This is a genomic window from Pseudomonas sp. Seg1, assembly GCF_018326005.1.
Lineage (GTDB): Bacteria > Pseudomonadota > Gammaproteobacteria > Pseudomonadales > Pseudomonadaceae > Aquipseudomonas.
In genome coordinates this window covers 2692722-2711291 of sequence record NZ_AP021903.1, presented here as the reverse complement: position 1 = coordinate 2711291, position 18570 = coordinate 2692722, and the positions used below count along the sequence as shown (strand labels likewise).

General features: G+C 60.5%; 16 protein-coding genes. 9 read left to right on the top strand and 7 right to left on the bottom strand.

Features of this window, described 5'->3' with window-relative positions; all coding sequences use genetic code 11:
* Positions 1-38 precede the first annotated feature (38 nt).
* Positions 39-662 carry a glutathione S-transferase family protein gene (locus KI231_RS12105; protein ID WP_213028371.1) on the top strand — a complete coding sequence of 208 codons (624 nt, stop codon included), beginning with the start codon at positions 39-41 and terminating at the stop codon, positions 660-662.
* A gap of 6 nt (positions 663-668) precedes the next feature.
* Here the strand turns inward: KI231_RS12105 and KI231_RS12100 are convergent, their stop codons facing one another.
* The gene (locus KI231_RS12100; RefSeq protein WP_213028370.1) at positions 669-1169 is read right to left on the bottom strand and encodes a winged helix-turn-helix transcriptional regulator; all 501 of its coding nucleotides are present in this window, start codon (positions 1167-1169) and stop codon (positions 669-671) included.
* 99 nt (positions 1170-1268) lie between these two features.
* Here KI231_RS12100 and KI231_RS12095 point away from each other — a divergent pair, with 99 nt between their 5' ends.
* The gene (locus tag KI231_RS12095; RefSeq protein ID WP_103303460.1) at positions 1269-1907 is read left to right on the top strand and encodes a cysteine hydrolase family protein; all 639 of its coding nucleotides are present in this window, start codon (positions 1269-1271) and stop codon (positions 1905-1907) included.
* The gene (locus KI231_RS12090) at positions 1904-3481 is read left to right on the top strand and encodes an aldehyde dehydrogenase (NADP(+)) (RefSeq protein ID WP_213028369.1); all 1578 of its coding nucleotides are present in this window, start codon (positions 1904-1906) and stop codon (positions 3479-3481) included. Before KI231_RS12095 ends, KI231_RS12090 begins: the two co-directional genes overlap by 4 nt.
* 77 nt (positions 3482-3558) lie before the next feature.
* Here KI231_RS12090 and ptrR read toward each other — a convergent pair whose 3' ends face one another.
* On the bottom strand, positions 3559-4437 hold the full coding sequence (ptrR, locus tag KI231_RS12085; RefSeq protein ID WP_103303458.1) for a putrescine utilization regulator PtrR: 879 nt from the start codon (positions 4435-4437) through the stop codon (positions 3559-3561).
* 103 nt (positions 4438-4540) lie between these two features.
* On the opposite strand from ptrR, the gene KI231_RS12080 reads away from it, so the two are divergent.
* Positions 4541-5932 carry an aldehyde dehydrogenase family protein gene (locus tag KI231_RS12080; protein WP_213028368.1) on the top strand — a complete coding sequence of 464 codons (1392 nt, stop codon included), beginning with the start codon at positions 4541-4543 and terminating at the stop codon, positions 5930-5932.
* Between the two features lie 999 nt (positions 5933-6931).
* On the opposite strand, the gene KI231_RS12075 is transcribed toward KI231_RS12080, so the two are convergent.
* Positions 6932-8467 (bottom strand): MFS transporter, encoded by a 1536-nt coding sequence (locus tag KI231_RS12075; RefSeq protein WP_213028367.1) that lies wholly within the window; start codon positions 8465-8467, stop codon positions 6932-6934.
* Positions 8468-8731: 264 nt separating this feature from the next.
* Between KI231_RS12075 and KI231_RS12070 the strand changes: the two genes are divergently transcribed.
* From KI231_RS12070 to KI231_RS12060, 3 genes are read left to right on the top strand one after another with little or no spacing between them, the layout of a single operon-like run.
* Positions 8732-9631, top strand: coding sequence for a LysR family transcriptional regulator (locus KI231_RS12070; RefSeq protein WP_213028366.1), 900 nt, complete (start codon positions 8732-8734; stop codon positions 9629-9631).
* Between the two features lie 46 nt (positions 9632-9677).
* Positions 9678-10274, top strand: coding sequence for a paraquat-inducible protein A (locus KI231_RS12065; RefSeq protein ID WP_213028774.1), 597 nt, complete (start codon positions 9678-9680; stop codon positions 10272-10274).
* Positions 10271-10960, top strand: coding sequence for a paraquat-inducible protein A (locus KI231_RS12060; RefSeq protein WP_213028365.1), 690 nt, complete (start codon positions 10271-10273; stop codon positions 10958-10960). Before KI231_RS12065 ends, KI231_RS12060 begins: the two co-directional genes overlap by 4 nt.
* Here the strand turns inward: KI231_RS12060 and ydiJ are convergent.
* Positions 10893-13919, bottom strand: coding sequence for a D-2-hydroxyglutarate dehydrogenase YdiJ (gene ydiJ, locus KI231_RS12055; RefSeq protein WP_213028364.1), 3027 nt, complete (start codon positions 13917-13919; stop codon positions 10893-10895). The genes KI231_RS12060 and ydiJ overlap by 68 nt on opposite strands.
* Positions 13920-14078: 159 nt before the next feature.
* Here ydiJ and KI231_RS12050 point away from each other — a divergent pair, with 159 nt between their 5' ends.
* Positions 14079-14963 (top strand): LysR substrate-binding domain-containing protein, encoded by an 885-nt coding sequence (locus KI231_RS12050; protein ID WP_213028363.1) that lies wholly within the window; start codon positions 14079-14081, stop codon positions 14961-14963.
* A 203-nt stretch (positions 14964-15166) separates the two neighbouring features.
* Here KI231_RS12050 and KI231_RS12045 read toward each other — a convergent pair whose 3' ends face one another.
* Complete coding sequence (locus KI231_RS12045) at positions 15167-15772, bottom strand: DUF6338 family protein (protein WP_213028362.1); 606 nt, start codon at positions 15770-15772, stop codon at positions 15167-15169.
* 268 nt (positions 15773-16040) lie between these two features.
* Positions 16041-17243 (bottom strand): NAD(P)/FAD-dependent oxidoreductase, encoded by a 1203-nt coding sequence (locus tag KI231_RS12040; protein WP_213028361.1) that lies wholly within the window; start codon positions 17241-17243, stop codon positions 16041-16043.
* 291 nt (positions 17244-17534) lie between these two features.
* On the opposite strand from KI231_RS12040, the gene KI231_RS12035 reads away from it, so the two are divergent.
* On the top strand, positions 17535-18083 hold the full coding sequence (locus KI231_RS12035) for an RrF2 family transcriptional regulator (protein ID WP_213028360.1): 549 nt from the start codon (positions 17535-17537) through the stop codon (positions 18081-18083).
* A 74-nt stretch (positions 18084-18157) separates the two neighbouring features.
* Here the strand turns inward: KI231_RS12035 and KI231_RS12030 are convergent, their stop codons facing one another.
* On the bottom strand, positions 18158-18493 hold the full coding sequence (locus KI231_RS12030) for a hypothetical protein (protein WP_103303447.1): 336 nt from the start codon (positions 18491-18493) through the stop codon (positions 18158-18160).
* Positions 18494-18570: the final 77 nt, after the last annotated feature.

Below are 18570 nucleotides of genomic sequence, written 5' to 3'. Positions count from 1 at the left end.
TTTGTTTGCGACCGACGACTACCGGAAAGGGAACTCCAATGCTGCGAATCCTGGGTAAAGCTTCATCGATCAACGTGCGCAAAGTGCTGTGGACCTGCGCCGAATTGCAGATTCCGTTCGAACGTGAGGACTGGGGTTCCGGGTTCAAACCGACCGATACACCGGAGTTTCTCGCATTGAATCCGTGCGCCATGGTGCCGGTGGTTCAGGACGGTGATTTCACTTTGTGGGAATCCAATTCGATCATCCGTTATCTGGTGGCGCGCTATGACGGCACGCACCTTTACCCGACTGACGCGCAAGGCCGAGCGCGGGTCGATCAGTGGATCGACTGGCAGGCGTCGGAGCTGAATCGCTCGTGGTCATATGCGTTTTTGTCGCTGGTGCGCAAGTCGCCGGGCCATCAGGATCGCGCGGCATTGGCCAACGGTATCGAGCAGTGGTCCAACACCATGAAAATCCTCGACCGACAGCTGGAGAAAACCGGCGCCTACATCAGCGGCGAACAGTTTTCGCTCGCTGATATTCCTATCGGGCTGTCGGTCAATCGCTGGTTTGAGACGCCGCTGAATCACCCTGATTTTCCAGCGGTGAGCGCCTACTACGAACGCCTGACTCAACGGCCCGGCTATCGACTGCACGGGCGCAACGGCACGCCATGACGCACACTATTTCGCTTTGAACGCCTCACGCCGCGCCTGCCGTTCGGCGGCGTAGGCTTCTCTCGGTTGGCTGATCAAATCCTCACGGCGCAACGGCTCGCCACAGTGATCGCACAGCGGGCCCAGACCGGCGCTGTGATTGCAGAGCTTGTGGGTCATGTTCACCGCCAGCCCCTCCTCCGGTGCCTTGCACCAGGTTTCGCCCCACTTACGCAAAGCAATGACCACCGGGTAGAACGCCTCGCCTTTCGCGGTGAGGTGGTACTCGTAGCGTTTCGGCCGCTCGTTGTACAAGCGACGCTCGACCAGCCCGTCCGCCTCCAGGCATTTCAGACGAGCGGCGACCATTTGCGGCGTGCCGCCGGTCTGCGCCTGGATCTCGTCATAGCGATGATTGCCCATGAACAACTCGCGCAGAACCAGCACCGTCCAGCGGTCACCGACGATCGCCTCGGCCCGGGCAATCGGGCACAGCGTCTGCGCGGCAGGACTATCGTTTACTGACATCGGGGCTTGCCTCTTTTACAGTTACTATGATTATCATATCTACGAGATGCCGGGACAAGCCCTGCGCACCGATCAATCCCATTGCCGGAGCAAACAGTCATGTCGAACTCTCTCTATCCGCTGGACAGAACCGCTTACCTGCTGGTCGATCCGTACAACGATTTCCTCTCGGACGGCGGCAAGATCTTCCCGCTGATCAAACCGATGGCCGAGGACAACGGCCTGCTCGACAACCTGCGCAAACTCGACCGCGCCGTGCGTGCGCTGGAAATTCCGGTGGTCATCGTACCCCATCACCGCTGGGAGAAAGGCGACTACGAAAACTGGCAGCACCCGACGCCCACGCAATGCAAGATCATGCACATGCACCATTTTGCCCGTGGCGAATGGGGCGGCGAGTGGCACCCGGATTTCGCGCCGAAGGACGGCGACATCGTGGTGCAGGAACACTGGGGCTCCAGTGGCTTTGCCAATACCGATCTGGATTTTCGCCTGAAGCAGAAAGGCATCACCCACGTGATCATCGTCGGCCTGCTGGCCAACACCTGTATCGAGGCCACTGCGCGTTACGCCTCAGAACTGGGTTACCACGTGACCCTGGTGCGCGACGCGACCGCCGCGTTCAAGCCAGAGATGATGCACGCCGCCCACGAACTCAATGGTCCGACCTTTGCCCATGTCATCGCCAGCACCGACGAACTGATCGCCAACCTCAAACCACAGGGTGAAGCGAAATGAGACCGAGCGGCCACCTGCTGATCGGCGCGGCTGATGTGCCCGCCAGCGAAGGCACGATGAAAGCGTTGAATCCGGCAACAAACCAATTGATCGAGCCCGAATTTGCCTTCGGTGGACCCGCGCAAGTCGATCAGGCCGCGACGCTTGCCGATGCAGCATTCGACAGCTACAGCCACACCTCACTGGTCGAGCGCGCGGCATTTCTAGAAACCATTGCCGACAACCTCGACGCCGTTCGTCCTGAGCTGGCGGCGCGCACGGCACTGGAAACCGGTCTGCCGCACGCTCAGTTCGAAGGCGAAGCCGCAAGGGCCGCCACCCAGTTCCGCCAGTTCGCCGACGTGGTGCGCAAGGGTCGCTTCCTGCAATTGGCGATCGACCCTGCGCAACCCGAACGTCAGCCGCGCCCGCGCATGGATCATCGCCTGCAAAAAATCGCCCTCGGCCCGGTGGCGATTTTTGGTGCGAGCAATTTCCCCATCTCTTATTCGGTGGCGGGTGGCGATACCGCGTCGGCACTGGCCGCCGGCGCGACAGTGATTCTCAAGGCACACAACGCGCACCCCGGCGCATCGGAAATCCAGGCACGCGCCATTCGCAATGCCGTGCAGGCCCATGGTCTGCACGAAGGTGTGTTCTCGATGGTGCGCGGCGGCGGCAATGCCATTGGCGAGGCGCTGGTGGATCACCCGTTGATCAAAGCGGTGACATTCACCGGCTCCGAGCAGGGTGGCATGGCCCTCTATCGTCGCGCGCAACTGCGCCCTGATCCGATACCGGTGTTCACCGAGATGACCAGCGTCAACCCGACGTTCATCCTTCCCGAAGCCCTGGCCGTTCGCGGCGCAGAGATCGGTGACGGCTTTATCGAACGGATGCTGGTCAACGTCGGCCAGGCCTGTTTGTGCCCGTCGATTCTGATCGCCATCAAAGGCGCCGGGTTTGAAACGCTGCGCAGCGCCCTGCGCAAACGGGTCAGCGAGGCACCGGCGCGCACGATGCTGACACCGGGCATTCATGGTGCCTACGTGAAAGGACTGGTGGCGATGGAAAGTGCCGGGGCTGACCTGATCGCCGTGGGCACGCCACCCGATGCAACGTTGGACGGTCGCGCGGCATTGCTGGAAGTCGACGGGCAACGTTTGCTCAACGAACCAGCGCTGGCCCACGAAGTGTTCGGCCCGTCGGCGCTGCTGGTTTCAGTCGATGATGAAGCGCAACTGCTGGCGGTCGCCCGCTCGTTCAAAGGACAGCTCAGCGCGGCGATGCATCTTGAAGATCGCGATCTGGGATTGGCCCGGCGCCTGCTGCCGATTCTGGAACGCCGCACCGGGCGCATCGTGGTTAACGCCTTCGCTCATCCGCAGGAAGTGACCTACGCCACTGTCCATGGCGGGCCATTCCCGGCCACCTCCGACAGCCGGTTTACTTCGGTCGGCATGACTTCGATCGAGCGTTTTTTGCGGCCGGTGGCTTACCAGGGGTTTCCCGATGCGTTGCTGCCCGAGGTGTTGCGCGAAGGCAATCCGCTGAATCTACCGCGCAATGTCGATGGGGCACACAGCGCTGTTTGATATGTCCGGTCCTGAATAAGGTTTACAGCCGTTTCAGGACTGGCCAAGAACGCTACGGCCATGACACAACGTGTCAGTTACTCTTCAGCCCGCACGACACCGCGCTCCTCCAGCAAGCGCACGAACATGCTCAAACTGCGCGACACCGTGCCCCGCCGCCACACCAGCCAAGTGGTCAGATAGCGAAAATCCGCCGCCAGCGGCCAGACGCTCACCGTCGCGCTGCCGGGCATGCTCTGCAGCATCTTGCGTGGCATCAACGCCAGACCAGCGCCCGCGCTGACGCAGGCGAGCATGCCGTGGTAGGACTCCATTTCGAAGATCTTGCCGGGCACGGCGGCGTCGGTGCTGAACCATTTTTCGAAGTGATGGCGGTACGAGCAGTTGGAGCGAAAGGCGTAAATATTTTCGCCGTTGACATCCGCCGCGCGCCGCACCGGCGGGTGATTGAGCGGCGCGATCACGACCATTTCTTCTTCGAATGCCGGCACGCCTTCCAGCGTCGGGTGCAGCACCGGACCGTCGACAAATGCCGCCGCCAGACGCCCGGAAAGCACGCCGTCGATCATCGTTCCGGACGGCCCGGTGGACAGATCGAGATCGACTTTCGGATGCAGTTGGTTGTACGCCGCCAGCAGTTCGGGAATGCGCACCGCCGCCGTGCTTTCCAGCGAACCGAGGGGAAAGGCACCCTGCGGTTCTTCGCCCGCGACGGTGGCCCGGGCTTCCTGAACCAGATCGAGGATGCGCCGCGCGTATTCGAGAAAACTCCATCCGGCCGGTGACAGGCGCAAACGGCTTTTCTCGCGAATAAACAGATCGACACCCAGATCCTGCTCCAGCTGCTTGATCCGCGTGGTCAGGTTCGACGGCACGCGATGGATCTGCGCCGCCGCCGCGCTGATGCTGCCGTGCTCGGCCACGGCCTTGAAGATTTCCAGCTGCACCAGATCCACAGTCATTCTCCAATCGTGAAAGAAACGATCTTTATTATTCAGTTTCCAGAAAACAAACGCCACCCTACTCTAGGCCCATCCACTGAACACGCAGGACGACGCCATGAGCCAGATTTCCAGCCAGACCCACGCCATCTCGATCAACCCCGCCACCGGCGAGCAAATCGGCGCCTACGCCTTTGAATCCGCCGAAGCCCTCGACGCCGCCCTGACCCGCGCCGCGTTCGGCTTTGGCAAATGGAAACGCAAGCCGCTGCAAGACCGCTCCCGCGCACTGACTGCGCTGGCCGGCGCCCTGCGTGAAACCGCCGAAGAAATGGCCACCATGATCACCCTGGAAATGGGCAAACCCATCGCCCAGGCCCGTGGCGAAATCGAAAAATGCGCCAAGCTCTGCGAATGGTACGCCGAACACGGCCCGGCGATGCTCGACGCCGAGCCGACGCAAGTCGAAGGTGGCAAGGCGCGTATCGAATACCGTCCGCTTGGCCCGATCCTCGCGGTGATGCCGTGGAACTTCCCGATCTGGCAAGTGCTGCGCGGTGCGGTGCCCGCGCTGATCGCTGGCAACACCTACGTGCTCAAGCATGCGCCGAACGTGATGGGCAGCGCTTATCTGCTGCGCGATGCGTTTACCCGCGCCGGATTTTCCGCCGGTGTATTTGAGGTGATCAATGTCACGCCTGAAGGCGTTTCGACAGCCATCGCCGATCCGCGTATCGCCGCCGTGACTCTGACCGGCAGCGTGCGTGCCGGCATGGCAATCGGCGCGCAGGCCGGCGCTGCACTGAAGAAATGCGTACTGGAACTGGGCGGTTCCGATCCATTCATCGTGTTGAATGACGCTGACCTCGACGAAGCCGTTAAGGCGGCCGTGATCGGTCGCTACCAGAATTCCGGCCAGGTCTGCGCGGCAGCCAAGCGTCTGATCATCGAAGAAGGCGTGGTCGAGGAATTTACCCGCAAATTCGTCGAAGCGACGCGCAAGCTGAAGGTCGGCGATCCACTGTCCGCCGAGACTTACATCGGGCCGATGGCGCGCTTCGATCTGCGTGACGAACTCGATCAGCAAGTGCGCGACACCCTCGAAGAAGGCGCAACGCTGTTGCTCGGTGGCGGTAAATCCGCAGGTGCAGGCAACTACTACGAACCGACTGTGCTGGCCGACGTCACCGATCGCATGACTTCGTTCAAACAGGAACTGTTCGGCCCGGTCGCTTCGATCATCACCGCCCGGGATTGTGCGCATGCCGTCACTTTGGCCAACGACAGTGATTTCGGCCTGACCGCGACGATCTACACCGCCAATGTGCAACTGGCCCAGCAACTGACCAGCGAACTGGAAACCGGCGGCGTGTTCATCAACGGCTACTCCGCCAGCGACCCACGCGTGACCTTTGGTGGCGTGAAGAAAAGCGGCTTCGGCCGTGAGTTGTCGCACTTCGGCGTGCGCGAGTTCTGCAACGCGCAAACGGTGTGGCTGGATCGCAAGTAAAAGCGACACCGAAACCTGTGGAAGCTGCGTGGCCCTTGGATCTCAGTACACCCGTAAACCCTGTGGGAGCTGGCTTGCCAGCGATGGCAGTGGGTCAGGCAAAATCGATGTTGCCCGGGCCGACGCCTTCGCGGGCAAGCCCGCTCCCACAGGGATTTACCGTGGCCCTGGATTTTGAGTACACCCGTGAAACCTTTGGGAGCTGGCTTGCCAGCGATGGCAGGGGGTCAGGCAAAATCGATGTTGCCCGGGCCGGCGCCTTCGCGGGCAAGCCCGCTCCCACAGGGATTTGCCGTGGCCCTGAATTTCAGTACACCCGTGAAATCTGTGGGAGCTGGCTTGCCAGCGATGGCGGTGGGTCAGGCGAAATCGATGTTGCCCGGGCCGACGCCTTCGCGGGCAAGCCCGCTCCCACAGGGATTTGCCGTGGCCCTGGATTTTGAGTACACCCGTGAAACTTGTGGGAGCTGGCTTGCCAGCGATGACGGTGGGTCAGGCGAATCGATGTTGGCCGGGACGACGCCTTCGCGGGCAAGCCCGCTCCCACAGGAATCTGCGGTGGCCCTGGATTTTGAGTACACCCGTGAAACTTGTGGGAGCTGGCTTGCCAGCGATGACGGTGGGTCAGGCAGAATCGATGTTGCCCGGGCCGACGCCTTCGCGGGCAAGCCCGCTCCCACAGGAATCTGCGGTGGCTCTGGATTTTGAGTACACCCGTGAAACTTGTGGGAGCTGGCTTGCCAGCGATGGCGGTGGGTCAGGCGAAATCGATGTTGGCTGGGCCGACGCCTTCGCGGGCAAGCCCGCTCCCACAGGAATATGCGGTGGCTCTGGATTTTGAGTACACCCGTGAAACCTTTGGGAGCTGGCTTGCCAGCGATGGCAGTGGGTCAGGCAAAATCGATGTTGCCCGGGCCGACGCCTTCGCGGGCAAGCCCGCTCCCACAGGGATTTGCCGTGGCCCTGAATTTCAGTACACCCACTCCCACAGGGATGGTGTTATGCCGGTGCCTTTTGCGTCGCCGTGACGTTGCGATCCCTGCTCAACAACCCCAACACCACCGCCGCCGACAGCAACGTGATCACCGTCAGGATGTGCAGCAGATACTGGAACGCCGAGGCGTAACCTTGCACCAGTCGCTCGTTGGCCAGCCCCGGCACGGTGTTGATCGCATGGGCCATGTCGCCGGTGGTGACACGATGCGCCGTTTCGGCAATCAGTGCCGAATCGGCATCGCCCGCCAGCGCATTCGACAGATCGGTGTGCAGCAGTGAAGCCAGGATCGCCGCCACAACCGCCAAGGCAATCCCCTCTCCCGCCACTCGCACGGTGTTGAAGATCCCCGCCGCCATGCCGGCGCGCTCTTTCGGCACCACGCTGACCGATAAACCATCCATCAGGCCCCACGGCAACCCGGCGCCAATTCCGATCAACACCATCGGCACGATAAGCGCGAATTTCGGCTCGCCAACGTTGTACAGGCTCAGCCAGTGCAGGCCTAAGGCAGCCATCAGAAAGCCGACACCGGACAAGATGCCTGCCGAGACAAACCGCGTCATCGACGCGGCAAGCATCGGTACCACCAGCATCGGCGCCGACAACGCCAGCAACAGCAGGCCGGCATCTATTTCACTCAAGCCTTCCACGCCGATGAAGCGCAGTGGCAGCATGACCACCAGCACGATGTAGCAAAAACAGGTGCCAATCGGCAGCACCTGCACACCGATGAAGCGCGGGAAGCGGAACAGGGTCAGATCGAGCATCGGCCGCTTGACGCGCATTTCAACCATCACGAAGGCCACCAGCAAGCATGCCGAAGCACCGAGCAATCCGACCACCCACGGACTGCCCCAACCACTGTCCGGCGCCTGGATCAGACCAAACGTGAACAGCGCCAACATTGAACTGAACAGAACGGTGCCCGGCCAATCCAGACCTTTAGCGTCCGGATCGCGGCTTTCATGCATGCGTGGCAGGCCGAAGACCATGGCGATCACGCCAACCAGCGCGGTGAAGACAAAAATCGCCCGCCAACTGAACGCCTCGATCAGCGCTCCGGCCAGTAAAGGCCCAAACGCCAGGCCAATGCCGAATGTGGTGCCGAGCAGACTGTACGCCCGCGTGCGGGCATGGCCGTCGAACTCCTGGGCCAGCGATGCCGAACCACTGGCCAGTGCCGCCGCACCGGCCACGCCCTGAACGGCACGCAGCACATCCAGCCAGAACACCGAAGGCGCAAGACTCTGCGCAATCGATGCCGCGGTGAACAGCAACATCCCGAACGTGAACAGCCGCTTGCGCCCGTATGCATCGGCCAACGCCCCCGCTGCCATCAGCAGACTGCCGAACGACAACATGAACGCATTGGTGATCCAGGTCAGCGCCGCGGGGCTGCCGCCCAGATCACGGCCAATGGCCGGTGTCGCCACCGCGCCGCCAGTAAAACTCAAAGGAAGTACCAGTGCTGAAAGGCACACGGCTGCGAGGATCAGCAGCTTGTCGCGTGCTCCGCGCTGTTCAACTACAGAAGTCATGAGGCAATCCCTTGTCAAAAGAAAATCATTGCGTGAATACACTGCACAGCGCTTTCGCTGTGGGAGCAGCTTTGCCGCGAAGACCATTCGACCGTCACACTATTTGTCGACTGACACGCCCTCTTCGCGAGCAAGCCCGCTCCCACAGGATCTGCGACTCAGCCGAGGTGCCGGCCCTGCTCGAAAGTTGATGCGACTTTAAGGCCGTGCTACTGATGTGATAATCCCAGCAAAATCGCATGGCTTTGTGAAAGGCATTCACAGATGAAATCCCCCTCAGCGGCAGATCTCTCGGTATTTTTATGCACGGCGCAGCAGTTGAACTTCAGCAAAGCCGCCATCGAACTCGGCCTGACGCCCTCCGCGCTGAGCCATTCGGTGAAGGCGCTGGAAAACAGACTCGGCGTGCGCCTGTTCAATCGCACCACCCGCAGCGTGGCATTGACCGAGGCCGGCGAGCGCCTGTACGCGCGGCTCAAACCGGCGTTTCGCGACATCGACGATGCGCTGGAAGACCTCAACCACTTTCGCGACAAGCCCTCGGGCAATCTGCGCATCACCTGCGGGCGCCAAGCCTGCGAACTGGTGCTGTTGCCAATTGCCAGTGAATTTTTACAGGCGTATGCGGACATTCGCCTGGAAGTCGTCGAAAGCGACGCTCTGCTGGACATCGTCGCCAACGGCTTTGATGCCGGCGTGCGCTTTGGCAATCGCCTGGAGGCAGACATGGTGTCGCTGCCGATCGGCCCGTCGATGCGCTCGGTGGTGGTTGGTTCGCCGGCATTTTTCCAACGCCACGCCGCGCCACAGAAACCCGAGGACCTGCATGACCTGCCCTGCATCCGCCATCGCTTCCCCAGCGGCGCGATGTATCGCTGGGAATTCGAACGGGGCGGCATCGCCGAGGAAATCGAAGTCAACGGCCCGCTGACCCTCGGCGACGTCAGCCTGATGGTCGGCCCGGCACTGCAAGGGTTGGGGCTGGCGTATGTGTTCGAAGAGATGGTCAGCGACCATCTGCGCGCCGGGCGTCTGGTGCAAGTGCTGGCCGACTGGTGCCCCAGCTACCCCGGCCTGAACCTGTATTACCCGAGCCGCCGCCACGTCCCGGCTCCGCTCAAGGCGTTCATCGACTTCGCCCGCCACTTCCCGCCGCGCCTCTGACGGATCAGCGTCTATAGTGATCAGGTCCCTGCGTCGAGCGTTGTCCATGGTCAACACCGAACACCTGATCATCTGCGAGCACTGCGACTGCGTGTACGAAAAAGCCGTGCTCGCCAAGCATCAGAAGACCCTGTGCCTGCGCTGTGGCGGGGTGCTCCAGCGCTTCAATGGTCTGACCGTCGAGCAACGTCTGGCCCTGACGTTCACGGCGGCGATATTGTGGCTGTTCGCCAATTTCTATCCGGTGATGAGCATCAGTATGAAAGGCCTGAAAAACAGCGCAACGCTGTGGGATTCGGTTCAGGCGCTGAGTCAGGGGCCAATCACGTTCATGGCCATGGTCGCGGCCATTTCGATCATCATCGCCCCGGCGTTTCAATTGGTGTTGCTGGCCTGGGTGCTCGGTTATGCCCTCTCTTCGCGACGCGCCCCCGGCTTCAAGTTGTGCATGCGCTGGCTGGAAACCTTGCGCCCGTGGAGCATGCTCGAAGTGTGCCTGCTGGGGGCGATGGTGGCGGTGTTCAAACTCGCCGGGCTGCTCGATGTCTTGCCCGGCATCGGCCTGTTCGCGCTGGCCGTGCTGAGCCTGATGATGATCCGCATTGCCGGCCGCGATATCCGTGAGCTCTGGGACATCCTATGAAACGGCCACCGACTGCCAGTGAACTCAATCTGTGCCTGTGCCACAGCTGCGGGCTGGCCTGTGACATGAGTGATGAGCCACACGAGTGCCCGCGCTGCGATGCGCCGTTGCACCGGCGCAAGACCAATTCCCTGGCTCGCACCTGGGCCTATCTGTTCGCTGCGCTGGCGTTTTATGTGCCGGCCAATCTGCTGCCGGTGATGAATACGGTGATGCTCGGCAACGGCGCCGACAGCACGATCATGAGTGGCGTGCTGGAGTTCTGGGAAGGAGGTGCGTGGGACATCGCGCTGATCATTTTCATCGCCAGCATCGCGGTGCCGGGGATCAAATTTGTCGCGCTGTCGCTGCTGCTGATCACCGTGCAGCGCGACAGTGCCTGGGCGCGCCGGGAGCGCTCGAAGCTGTTCCGTTTTGTCGAGCTGATCGGCTATTGGTCGATGCTCGACGTGCTGGTGGTCGCGCTGGTCGCGGCGCTGGTGAAATTCCAGGCGCTGGGCGACATCGAGCCGCGCCCGGGCATCCTGTTTTTTGGCATGGTGGTGGTATTTACCATGCTCTCGGCGATGAGCTTCGACCCACGCCTGATCTGGGACAACGCCGCGGACGACGAGCCGCTCAGCGACGAACGCCCTCAAGCAGCACCTGCAACGGATGGCGCAACGCCCGATCCGACTGGCGCTTGACCTGGCTGCGGCACGAATAACCGGTGGCCAGTGCCTCGCCCTGCTCCGCCGGCGCATCGACCTGACGCGCCCACGACTGCTCATAGATCACCGCCGAAGTTTCGCGGTTGCGCGCCTCGTGGCCGTAGGTCCCGGACATGCCGCAGCAACCGGTGGCCTGGGTCGCCAGTTTCAAGCCCACGCGCTCGAACACTTGTTCCCACTGCCGAGTGGCGGCCGGTGCGTTGGTTTTCTCCGTGCAATGCGCCAGCAAGCGGAAGGTCTCGGCGCTGCTGTGAGTCGTCTGCTGCGGCATCACTTTGAGCAGCCATTCCTGCACCAAAGAGACTTCCGGGCATTGCTCCATGCCCGGCACTTTCAGGTATTCCTGGCGATAGACCAGTGTCATCGCCGGGTCCAGCCCCACCAGCGGCACGCCGATATCGGCCAACTCACGCAGTTGCCGTGCATTGCGCAACGCCGCACGATTGAACGCCGACAGAAAACCCTGCACATGCAGCGGCTTGCCGTTGGCGCTGAACGGTGCCAGATACACCTGATAACCGAGGCGCGAGATCAGCTCGAGCAGATCCGCCAGCAGCGGTGCTTCGAAGTAACGGGTAAACGCGTCCTGCACCAGCACAACACTGCGCTCACGCTGCGCCGGGGTCAGCGCAGACAAGGTCGCCAGCGTCGCCGGCTGCACTTGCCAGCGACGCAGTGCCGCATGGAAATCGAAGCGGCTGAGCAATGGCACATCGACCATGCCGCCAAGACGCTCCAGCTGCTTGCGGACAAAGGACGCGCCCATCAAACCGTTGTACAGCGCCGGAATCCGCGCCATGTACGGGATGCTGTACTCCAGCGAGGCGATCAGGTAATCCCGCACCGGACGCAGATATCGCGTGTGATACAGCTCAAGAAACCGCGAACGAAACTCCGGCACATTGACCTTCACCGGGCACTGCCCCGCGCAGGATTTGCACGCCAGGCACCCGGCCATGGCGTCATAAACCTCATGGGAAAAATCCTCAGTCTGCGCACGACTGTTGCGCCAGCGCTGCCACAACGTGGTGAAAAACCCCGGCCGGCGGATCGCATCGGACAACACATCGACGCCTGCCTCGCCCTGCAAGCGCAGCCATTCGCGGATCAACGAGGCGCGGCCCTTGGGCGATTGCGCGCGTTCGCGGGTGGCTTTCCACGACGGGCACATCGCGTCGTCAGGATCGAAGTTATAGCAGGCGCCGTTGCCGTTGCAGTGCATGGCGGCGCCGTAGTCCTGCCAGACTTTCTCGTCGATCTGCCGGTCCAGTTCGCCACGCAGGGTCACTTCGTCGATTTTCAACAACGCCGCGCCCGTGTTGGCCGGGGTGGCGATCTTGCCGGGGTTGAACTGGTTGAACGGGTCGAATGCCGATTTCAATGCTTGCAGCGCCGGATACAGCTCACCGAAAAACGCCGGGGCATATTCCGAACGCAGACCTTTGCCGTGCTCACCCCACAGCAGGCCCCCGTAACGTTGAGTCAATGCAGCAACGCCATCGGACACCGGGCGCACCAGCGCCGCTTGCTGCGGATCTTTCATGTCGAGAATCGGCCGCACATGCAACACGCCGGCGTCGACATGCCCGAACATGCCGTATTGCAGACCGTGGCTGTCGAGCAGGTCGCGCAGCTCGGCGATGTATTCGGCCAGATGTTGCGGTGGCACGGCGGTGTCTTCGACAAATGGCTGCGGCCGTGCTTCCCCGGCGACGTTACCGAGCAGGCCGACCGCGCGTTTGCGCATGCCATAAACCTTGTTCACCGCCGCATGACCGACCGCCAGCGTGTGCCCCAAACGTTCAACGGTGAGGTCGCTGCTCAGGTGTTCGACAAACGCCTCGACCCGCCGTTGCAGCTCTTCGGGATCATCACCACAGAACTCGACGAGGTTGATGCCCAACGTCGCTCGCTCGGCATTCTCCGGGAAATACTCGGCAACGCCGTGCCAGACGATGTCCTGCATCGCCAACAACAACACTTTCGAGTCCACGGTTTCGATCGACAATGGCTTGAGCGCCATCAAGGCACGGGCATCGCGCAGCGCATCCATGAAGCCGGCGTAACGGATGTTGACCAGCATCGTGTGCCTGGGAATCGGCAGCACATTCAACTTCGCCTCGACCACAAAACCGAGCGAGCCTTCAGCGCCACACAGCACGCTGTTGAGGTTGAAACGGTTGTCCGCCTCGCGCAGGTGCGCCAGGTCGTAACCGGTCAGGCAACGGTTCAAATCCGGGAAACGCTGTTTGATCAGCTCACCCTGCTCATCAATGATCTGCCGCGCACAACGGTAGACTTCACCGACCCGATCCTCTCGGGCGCACAGCGTTTGCAGTTCACTTTCTTGCAGCGGTTGACCGTGCAGACGTTCACCACCACGCAGAATCATGTCGAGTTCGAGGACGTGGTCGCGGGTCTTGCCGTAGGTGCAACTGCCCTGGCCACTGGCGTCGGTGTTGATCATCCCGCCGACGGTGGCGCGGTTGGAGGTCGACAGCTCCGGCGCGAAGAACAATCCGGCGGATTTCAGCGCGGCATTGAGCTGATCCTTGACCACCCCGGCCTGCACGCGCACCCAGCGTTGTTCGACGTTGATTTCAAGAATGTGATTCATGTGCCGCGACAAGTCGACCACGATGCCGTCGGTCAACGACTGACCATTGGTGCCGGTGCCACCACCACGCGGGGTGATCACCACTTGTTGGAATGCCGGCTCGGCGATCAGTCGTGCGACCCGCGCCACATCGTCAGCGTCCATGGGAAATACAGCGGCTTGCGGCAGGCGCTGATAGATCGAATTATCGGTGGCCAGCACCACGCGGCTGGCGTAGTCGGCGCTGATCTCGCCGCGAAAACCACTGGTTTTCAGGGCTTTGAGGAACTGCTGGTAATCGGATGTCAGAGCGGTAGCGGGCGACAGCTGGGCAATCATCGGTCAGGGCATCTCGGGTCAAAATCAGGCCGTGTGGCGGTGAACAGTTGTACGCAACGAATGATTGCGTCAGGCTCCGCCATCTCATGTTGCCCATGTTCATTGCTGAAGAACGCTGGGACAAGCGTAAATTCGACCCATTATTAATGACTTTTCCGAATGAATCCGCGAACGCTCACCCCTTCCATGTCGTTACTGCTCGCCTTCGAGGCTGCCGCTCGCCATGAAAGTTACACCCGCGCCGCCCACGAACTGTCGTTGACGCAAAGCGCGGTCAGCCGTCAGGTACAGATTCTCGAAAAGATGCTCGGCATGCGCCTGTTCAATCGCGAAGGGCGCAAAGTCGTGCTGACAGATGTCGGGCGCATGTATCAGCGCGAACTGGCTGAAGCCCTTGGGCAAATCCGCAGTGCCACGCTGCAAGCAATGGCGTTCGGTTCCGGCATCCACAGTTTGCGCCTGGCGACATTACCGACCTTCGGTTCGAAGTGGCTGCTGCCGCGCCTCAAGGATTTCTACACCGCGCACCCGGGCATGACCGTGCACCTGCATTCGCGTATCGAAGCCATCGACTTCGACACCAGCGAAATCGACGCGGCGATTTGCGTTGGAGGGGGTGAATGGCCAGGGCTGACATCGCTGCCCTTGCACACCGAGGAACTGGTGGTGATCGCCAGTGCGCAATTGTCGGCCGCTGAGCGCAACGACGCCGAGCAGCACATCGCCGGGCAATTGCTGCTCAATGTCAGCAGCAATGCTCAGGCGTGGGCCGAATGGTTCAGCCATCACGGTTTGCCGCACCGCAGCATGCGCATCGGCCCGAGCTTTGAAATGACCTCGCATTTGATTCAGGCCGTGCGGGCCAACATTGGCGTGGGCCTGGTGCCGCGAATTCTGGTCGAAGATGAGTTGCTCAACGGTGAGTTGCTGCAACTGGGCGAGCCGATCACCAGCCGGCGCAGCTATTACCTGGTGTATCCGCCACGCAATGAAGCGTTGCCGTCGTTGAAGGCGTTTCGGGATTGGTTGGTGGAGACGGTTTGACCGCGGTGTGCGGCAGCGGACCACTAATCCTGGATAACTGCCGCACCAATGAAGCGCCGCTCATAAAGCGGCGCGCCTGGCGTGTTAGCGCTTTGGTGCCGGAGGTGGTGCGCTGGGGCCCTTCAGGTTTGGTGAAGGCTTGCCGTCCGGGCCGACAAAAAGGCGCGCCACGCTGGGAGGCATTGGTTGCGTTGCTCTGGCAGTCATGTCGAACCCCCTGATAGCGGGCTGAATTCAACCCATTGGACCTTCGCGGAATCTATCACCAAATACTCAGCGCCAAAAGACGCCACGGTTCCATCACTTTTCAACCATCTGGGGTTCTGCATCACAAACTGACCTTTGGCGGACTCGGGAGGCCACTCTGCGGGCCAGCCGAAAAGGCGTCTATCATCGGTCAAATGCAGTGTGACCAGACGATGATGCTGCGCGAACGTGCTGAACCACTCACTGGGGTAGGAAGATTGTTTCGTCAGATTTCTGCCACTCAACCACCCGTGCAACTTGCCACTGGTGGCGAGGCGACAGAAAAACAGACCGAGCGAGATTGAAACAACCAGAGCCCACAGTGTTTCTGCCTTGGCACTCCACGGACCAACTGAGATGCCTTTGGTCCCTACCCACAAACATATCCCTCCGATCCCCGACACAGCTCCTTGAATCACAAACGTAAAAATCAAAGCCTGCACAATCTGACCAAATGTATCCGGTCGCCTGAACGCTGTGAGCGAGTAAAAAATCCAGGTCGATAGAAACCCGGGAATCAAGTACTGCAACAGCGGAATTACCTCTTTCACCAGATCATCCATGATCCGCATCTCCTTCAGATATCGAAACAATCCTTCCCTCGCCTCTTTCAAGGGCTGGCGTGATAAAGCCTAGCCGACCCAAGAAAGCCGCCCTCGCACAACTGTCACTTCTCATTGCAGGCGCCGATCTGCGCAAAGCCAGATCAGCGCCGCCCCCTTCTAACGCAGCGACAAACTTGAAAAGCATGCGTCGAGAAGCCTGGTAACAGCCTATTGCGCAGACAAAAAAATCCCGCTCAATGAGCGGGATTTTTCTGCGCAGCATGGATTACGCCACAGGAATCATCGGGTCCGCTGCCGCCAGCGCGCTTGCACGATCAGCCACAGGCGGATAGATCCATTGCGTGTTGATCTGGGTCTTCAACGCCTTGCCTTCCTGTTTAACCAGTTTCACCTGACGGTCCCAGCCTTCGGTGTACACCGCGCCCCAGGCACCGAGGTCCAGGCAGGTGACGTATTTCGGCTGGCTGTACGGCGTCGGGTCGACACCGAGAATCTGCGCCGCGACGTTGTTGCCGGCGTGACGACCCAACGAGATCGCATGCTGGCAAGTCATCAGCGCGTAATTGCCGATGTCGTCGGTGGCGGCGTAGGCGACGTCGCCGGTGGCAAAAATGTCGTCCTGACCGATGACTTTCAGGTGCGCATCGACGTGCAAGCGCCCTTGTTTATCACGCTCGGCCGGGATTTGCTCGGTGAGCGAGCTGGCGCGTACGCCCGTGGTCCAGATGACGGTTTTCGCCTCGATATGCTGACCGTCCGACAGCGTCACGCCGTCGGCATCAACCGACTGTATCGACACACCGAGACGCCATGCAACGCCCAGCTCCTCGCTGGCCTCGACGATGGACTTGCTGATTTCTTCACCCATCGAAGCACCGATCTTCTGCCCGCGATCAACGAGGATGACGTTAATGTCGGCCTGTTCGCCGAGGATTGCGCGCAGGCGCGTCGGCATTTCTGTCGCGGTTTCAATACCGGTAAAACCACCGCCCGCAACTACTACCGTGTTGCGCGCCTTGCTGTCAGGGAGGTCTTTCAGGGCTTTGAGGTGTGCTTCGAGACGAATCGCCGCTTCGATCTGATCGACGTCGAATGCGTATTGCGCGACGCCCGGTGTCGCCGACTGCGCCAGACCACTGCCGCTGGCCAGAACGAGTTTGTCGTAGTGGAACGTCTGTTTCTGACCCGACTGATCGGTGTAACCGACGGTTTGTTCTGCCACATCGATGGCTTGCGCCGCACCCTTGATGAAGTGAACGCCGACTGCTTCGAACAGTTCATGCAACGGTGCAGCCAGTTGATGAGCGTTCGGCTCATAAAATCGCGGACGTACACGCAGCTCCGCCTGAGGCGCGAGAACGGTGATTTCAACGTCGTTGCGGCCATGAAGGTCGACCAGACGCGTAGCACTCAATGCCGACCACATGCCGCCAAAACCTGCGCCGATAACCAGAATCTGCTGCTTCATTGTGTTTCTCCAGAAAACGCCCAGCGACCGTAAGAGAGAAATCGAATTCGTTTTGAGTCAGTCACTGCCAACTCAATAGCGCCGACTTTATTAGTCGGACATATTTCTCACAAGTCAGATTATCCGATAGGTTTGATCGGATTTATCGATGACATCGGCAGCTAAAATCCGGACAAACCGCACAGAGAATGCACTCACAGCCCTTTATTGATGCAGTTCCACCCCTCTCCGCAGATTGCCCACTCGGATCATGGCTGATAACATTTACGACAAATCAAGTCGGACTTACATATGTCTCTTTACAGCGCAGGCGTCGAATACGGCATTCATTGCCTGGCATTTCTGGTCGGTAACGGCGGCGATACTCGTGAGGCCAGCGTGCGTGACCTCGCCGAACTGCAGGGCGTGCCGGTGGAATATCTGGCGAAAATCTTCACCAGACTGGCCAAGAGCAAACTGGTGGTGGCGTCCGAAGGTGTACGCGGTGGGTTCAGCCTGGCGCGCCCGGCCGATGAAATCACCCTGCTCGATATCGTCAAAGCGATCGATGGGCGCAAGAACATTTTCGAATGTCGCGACATCCGTGGACGTTGCGCCCTGTTTGAAGGCAAGCCGCCAGAATGGGCCACCGAAGGCACCTGCTCGATCCACGCCGCGATGATGACCGCACAGCAACGCATGGAAGAGGCCCTCGCCCAACAGACCATTCTCGACATCGCCAGAAAGGTCGGGCGCAAGGCACCAGCAGAATTTGGCCAACAGGTGGAAGACTGGATTCAGGATCGACGCGAGAAAAAAGGCAACTTCGCGACCATCCCTTTGACCGACATTTCCGACTGACCGCCCCGCAAAAAATCGAAAAAAAAGCAGAAACCGCTGATCCGGTTTCTGCTTTTTTGCGCCAGACAAGGGCGCTACAGACAATCACGCACCGATTTGCGCAACGAGCCGGACTTGGCCCACGGCGGCCCCTGATACAACGAAACGCGACTGCCATCCTTGTACTTGACGATATCGAGAATCTCGTCAGCGGTAATGATGCTCGGGGCGGTAATGCGATAGCCGTTGGAAATCGATGTCTGCGACGTTTTCGCCACATCCTGCTGCCACAACGGCAATACACACGCGGCGTAATCCTTCGGCGCCTTGTTACTGGTCTTGCTGACGTTCGGTTCACCCGGCACCAACGATGTCGGCAATGAACAGCCTGCCAACATGGCTAACGCCAGCCCTCCGATCCATATCCGCATGGTGTTTCCTTATTTGTAGAAAGCGTGCTGAAAAAAAAGCGAATGTAACGCCTAACAGGATACACATCCATCGTGGC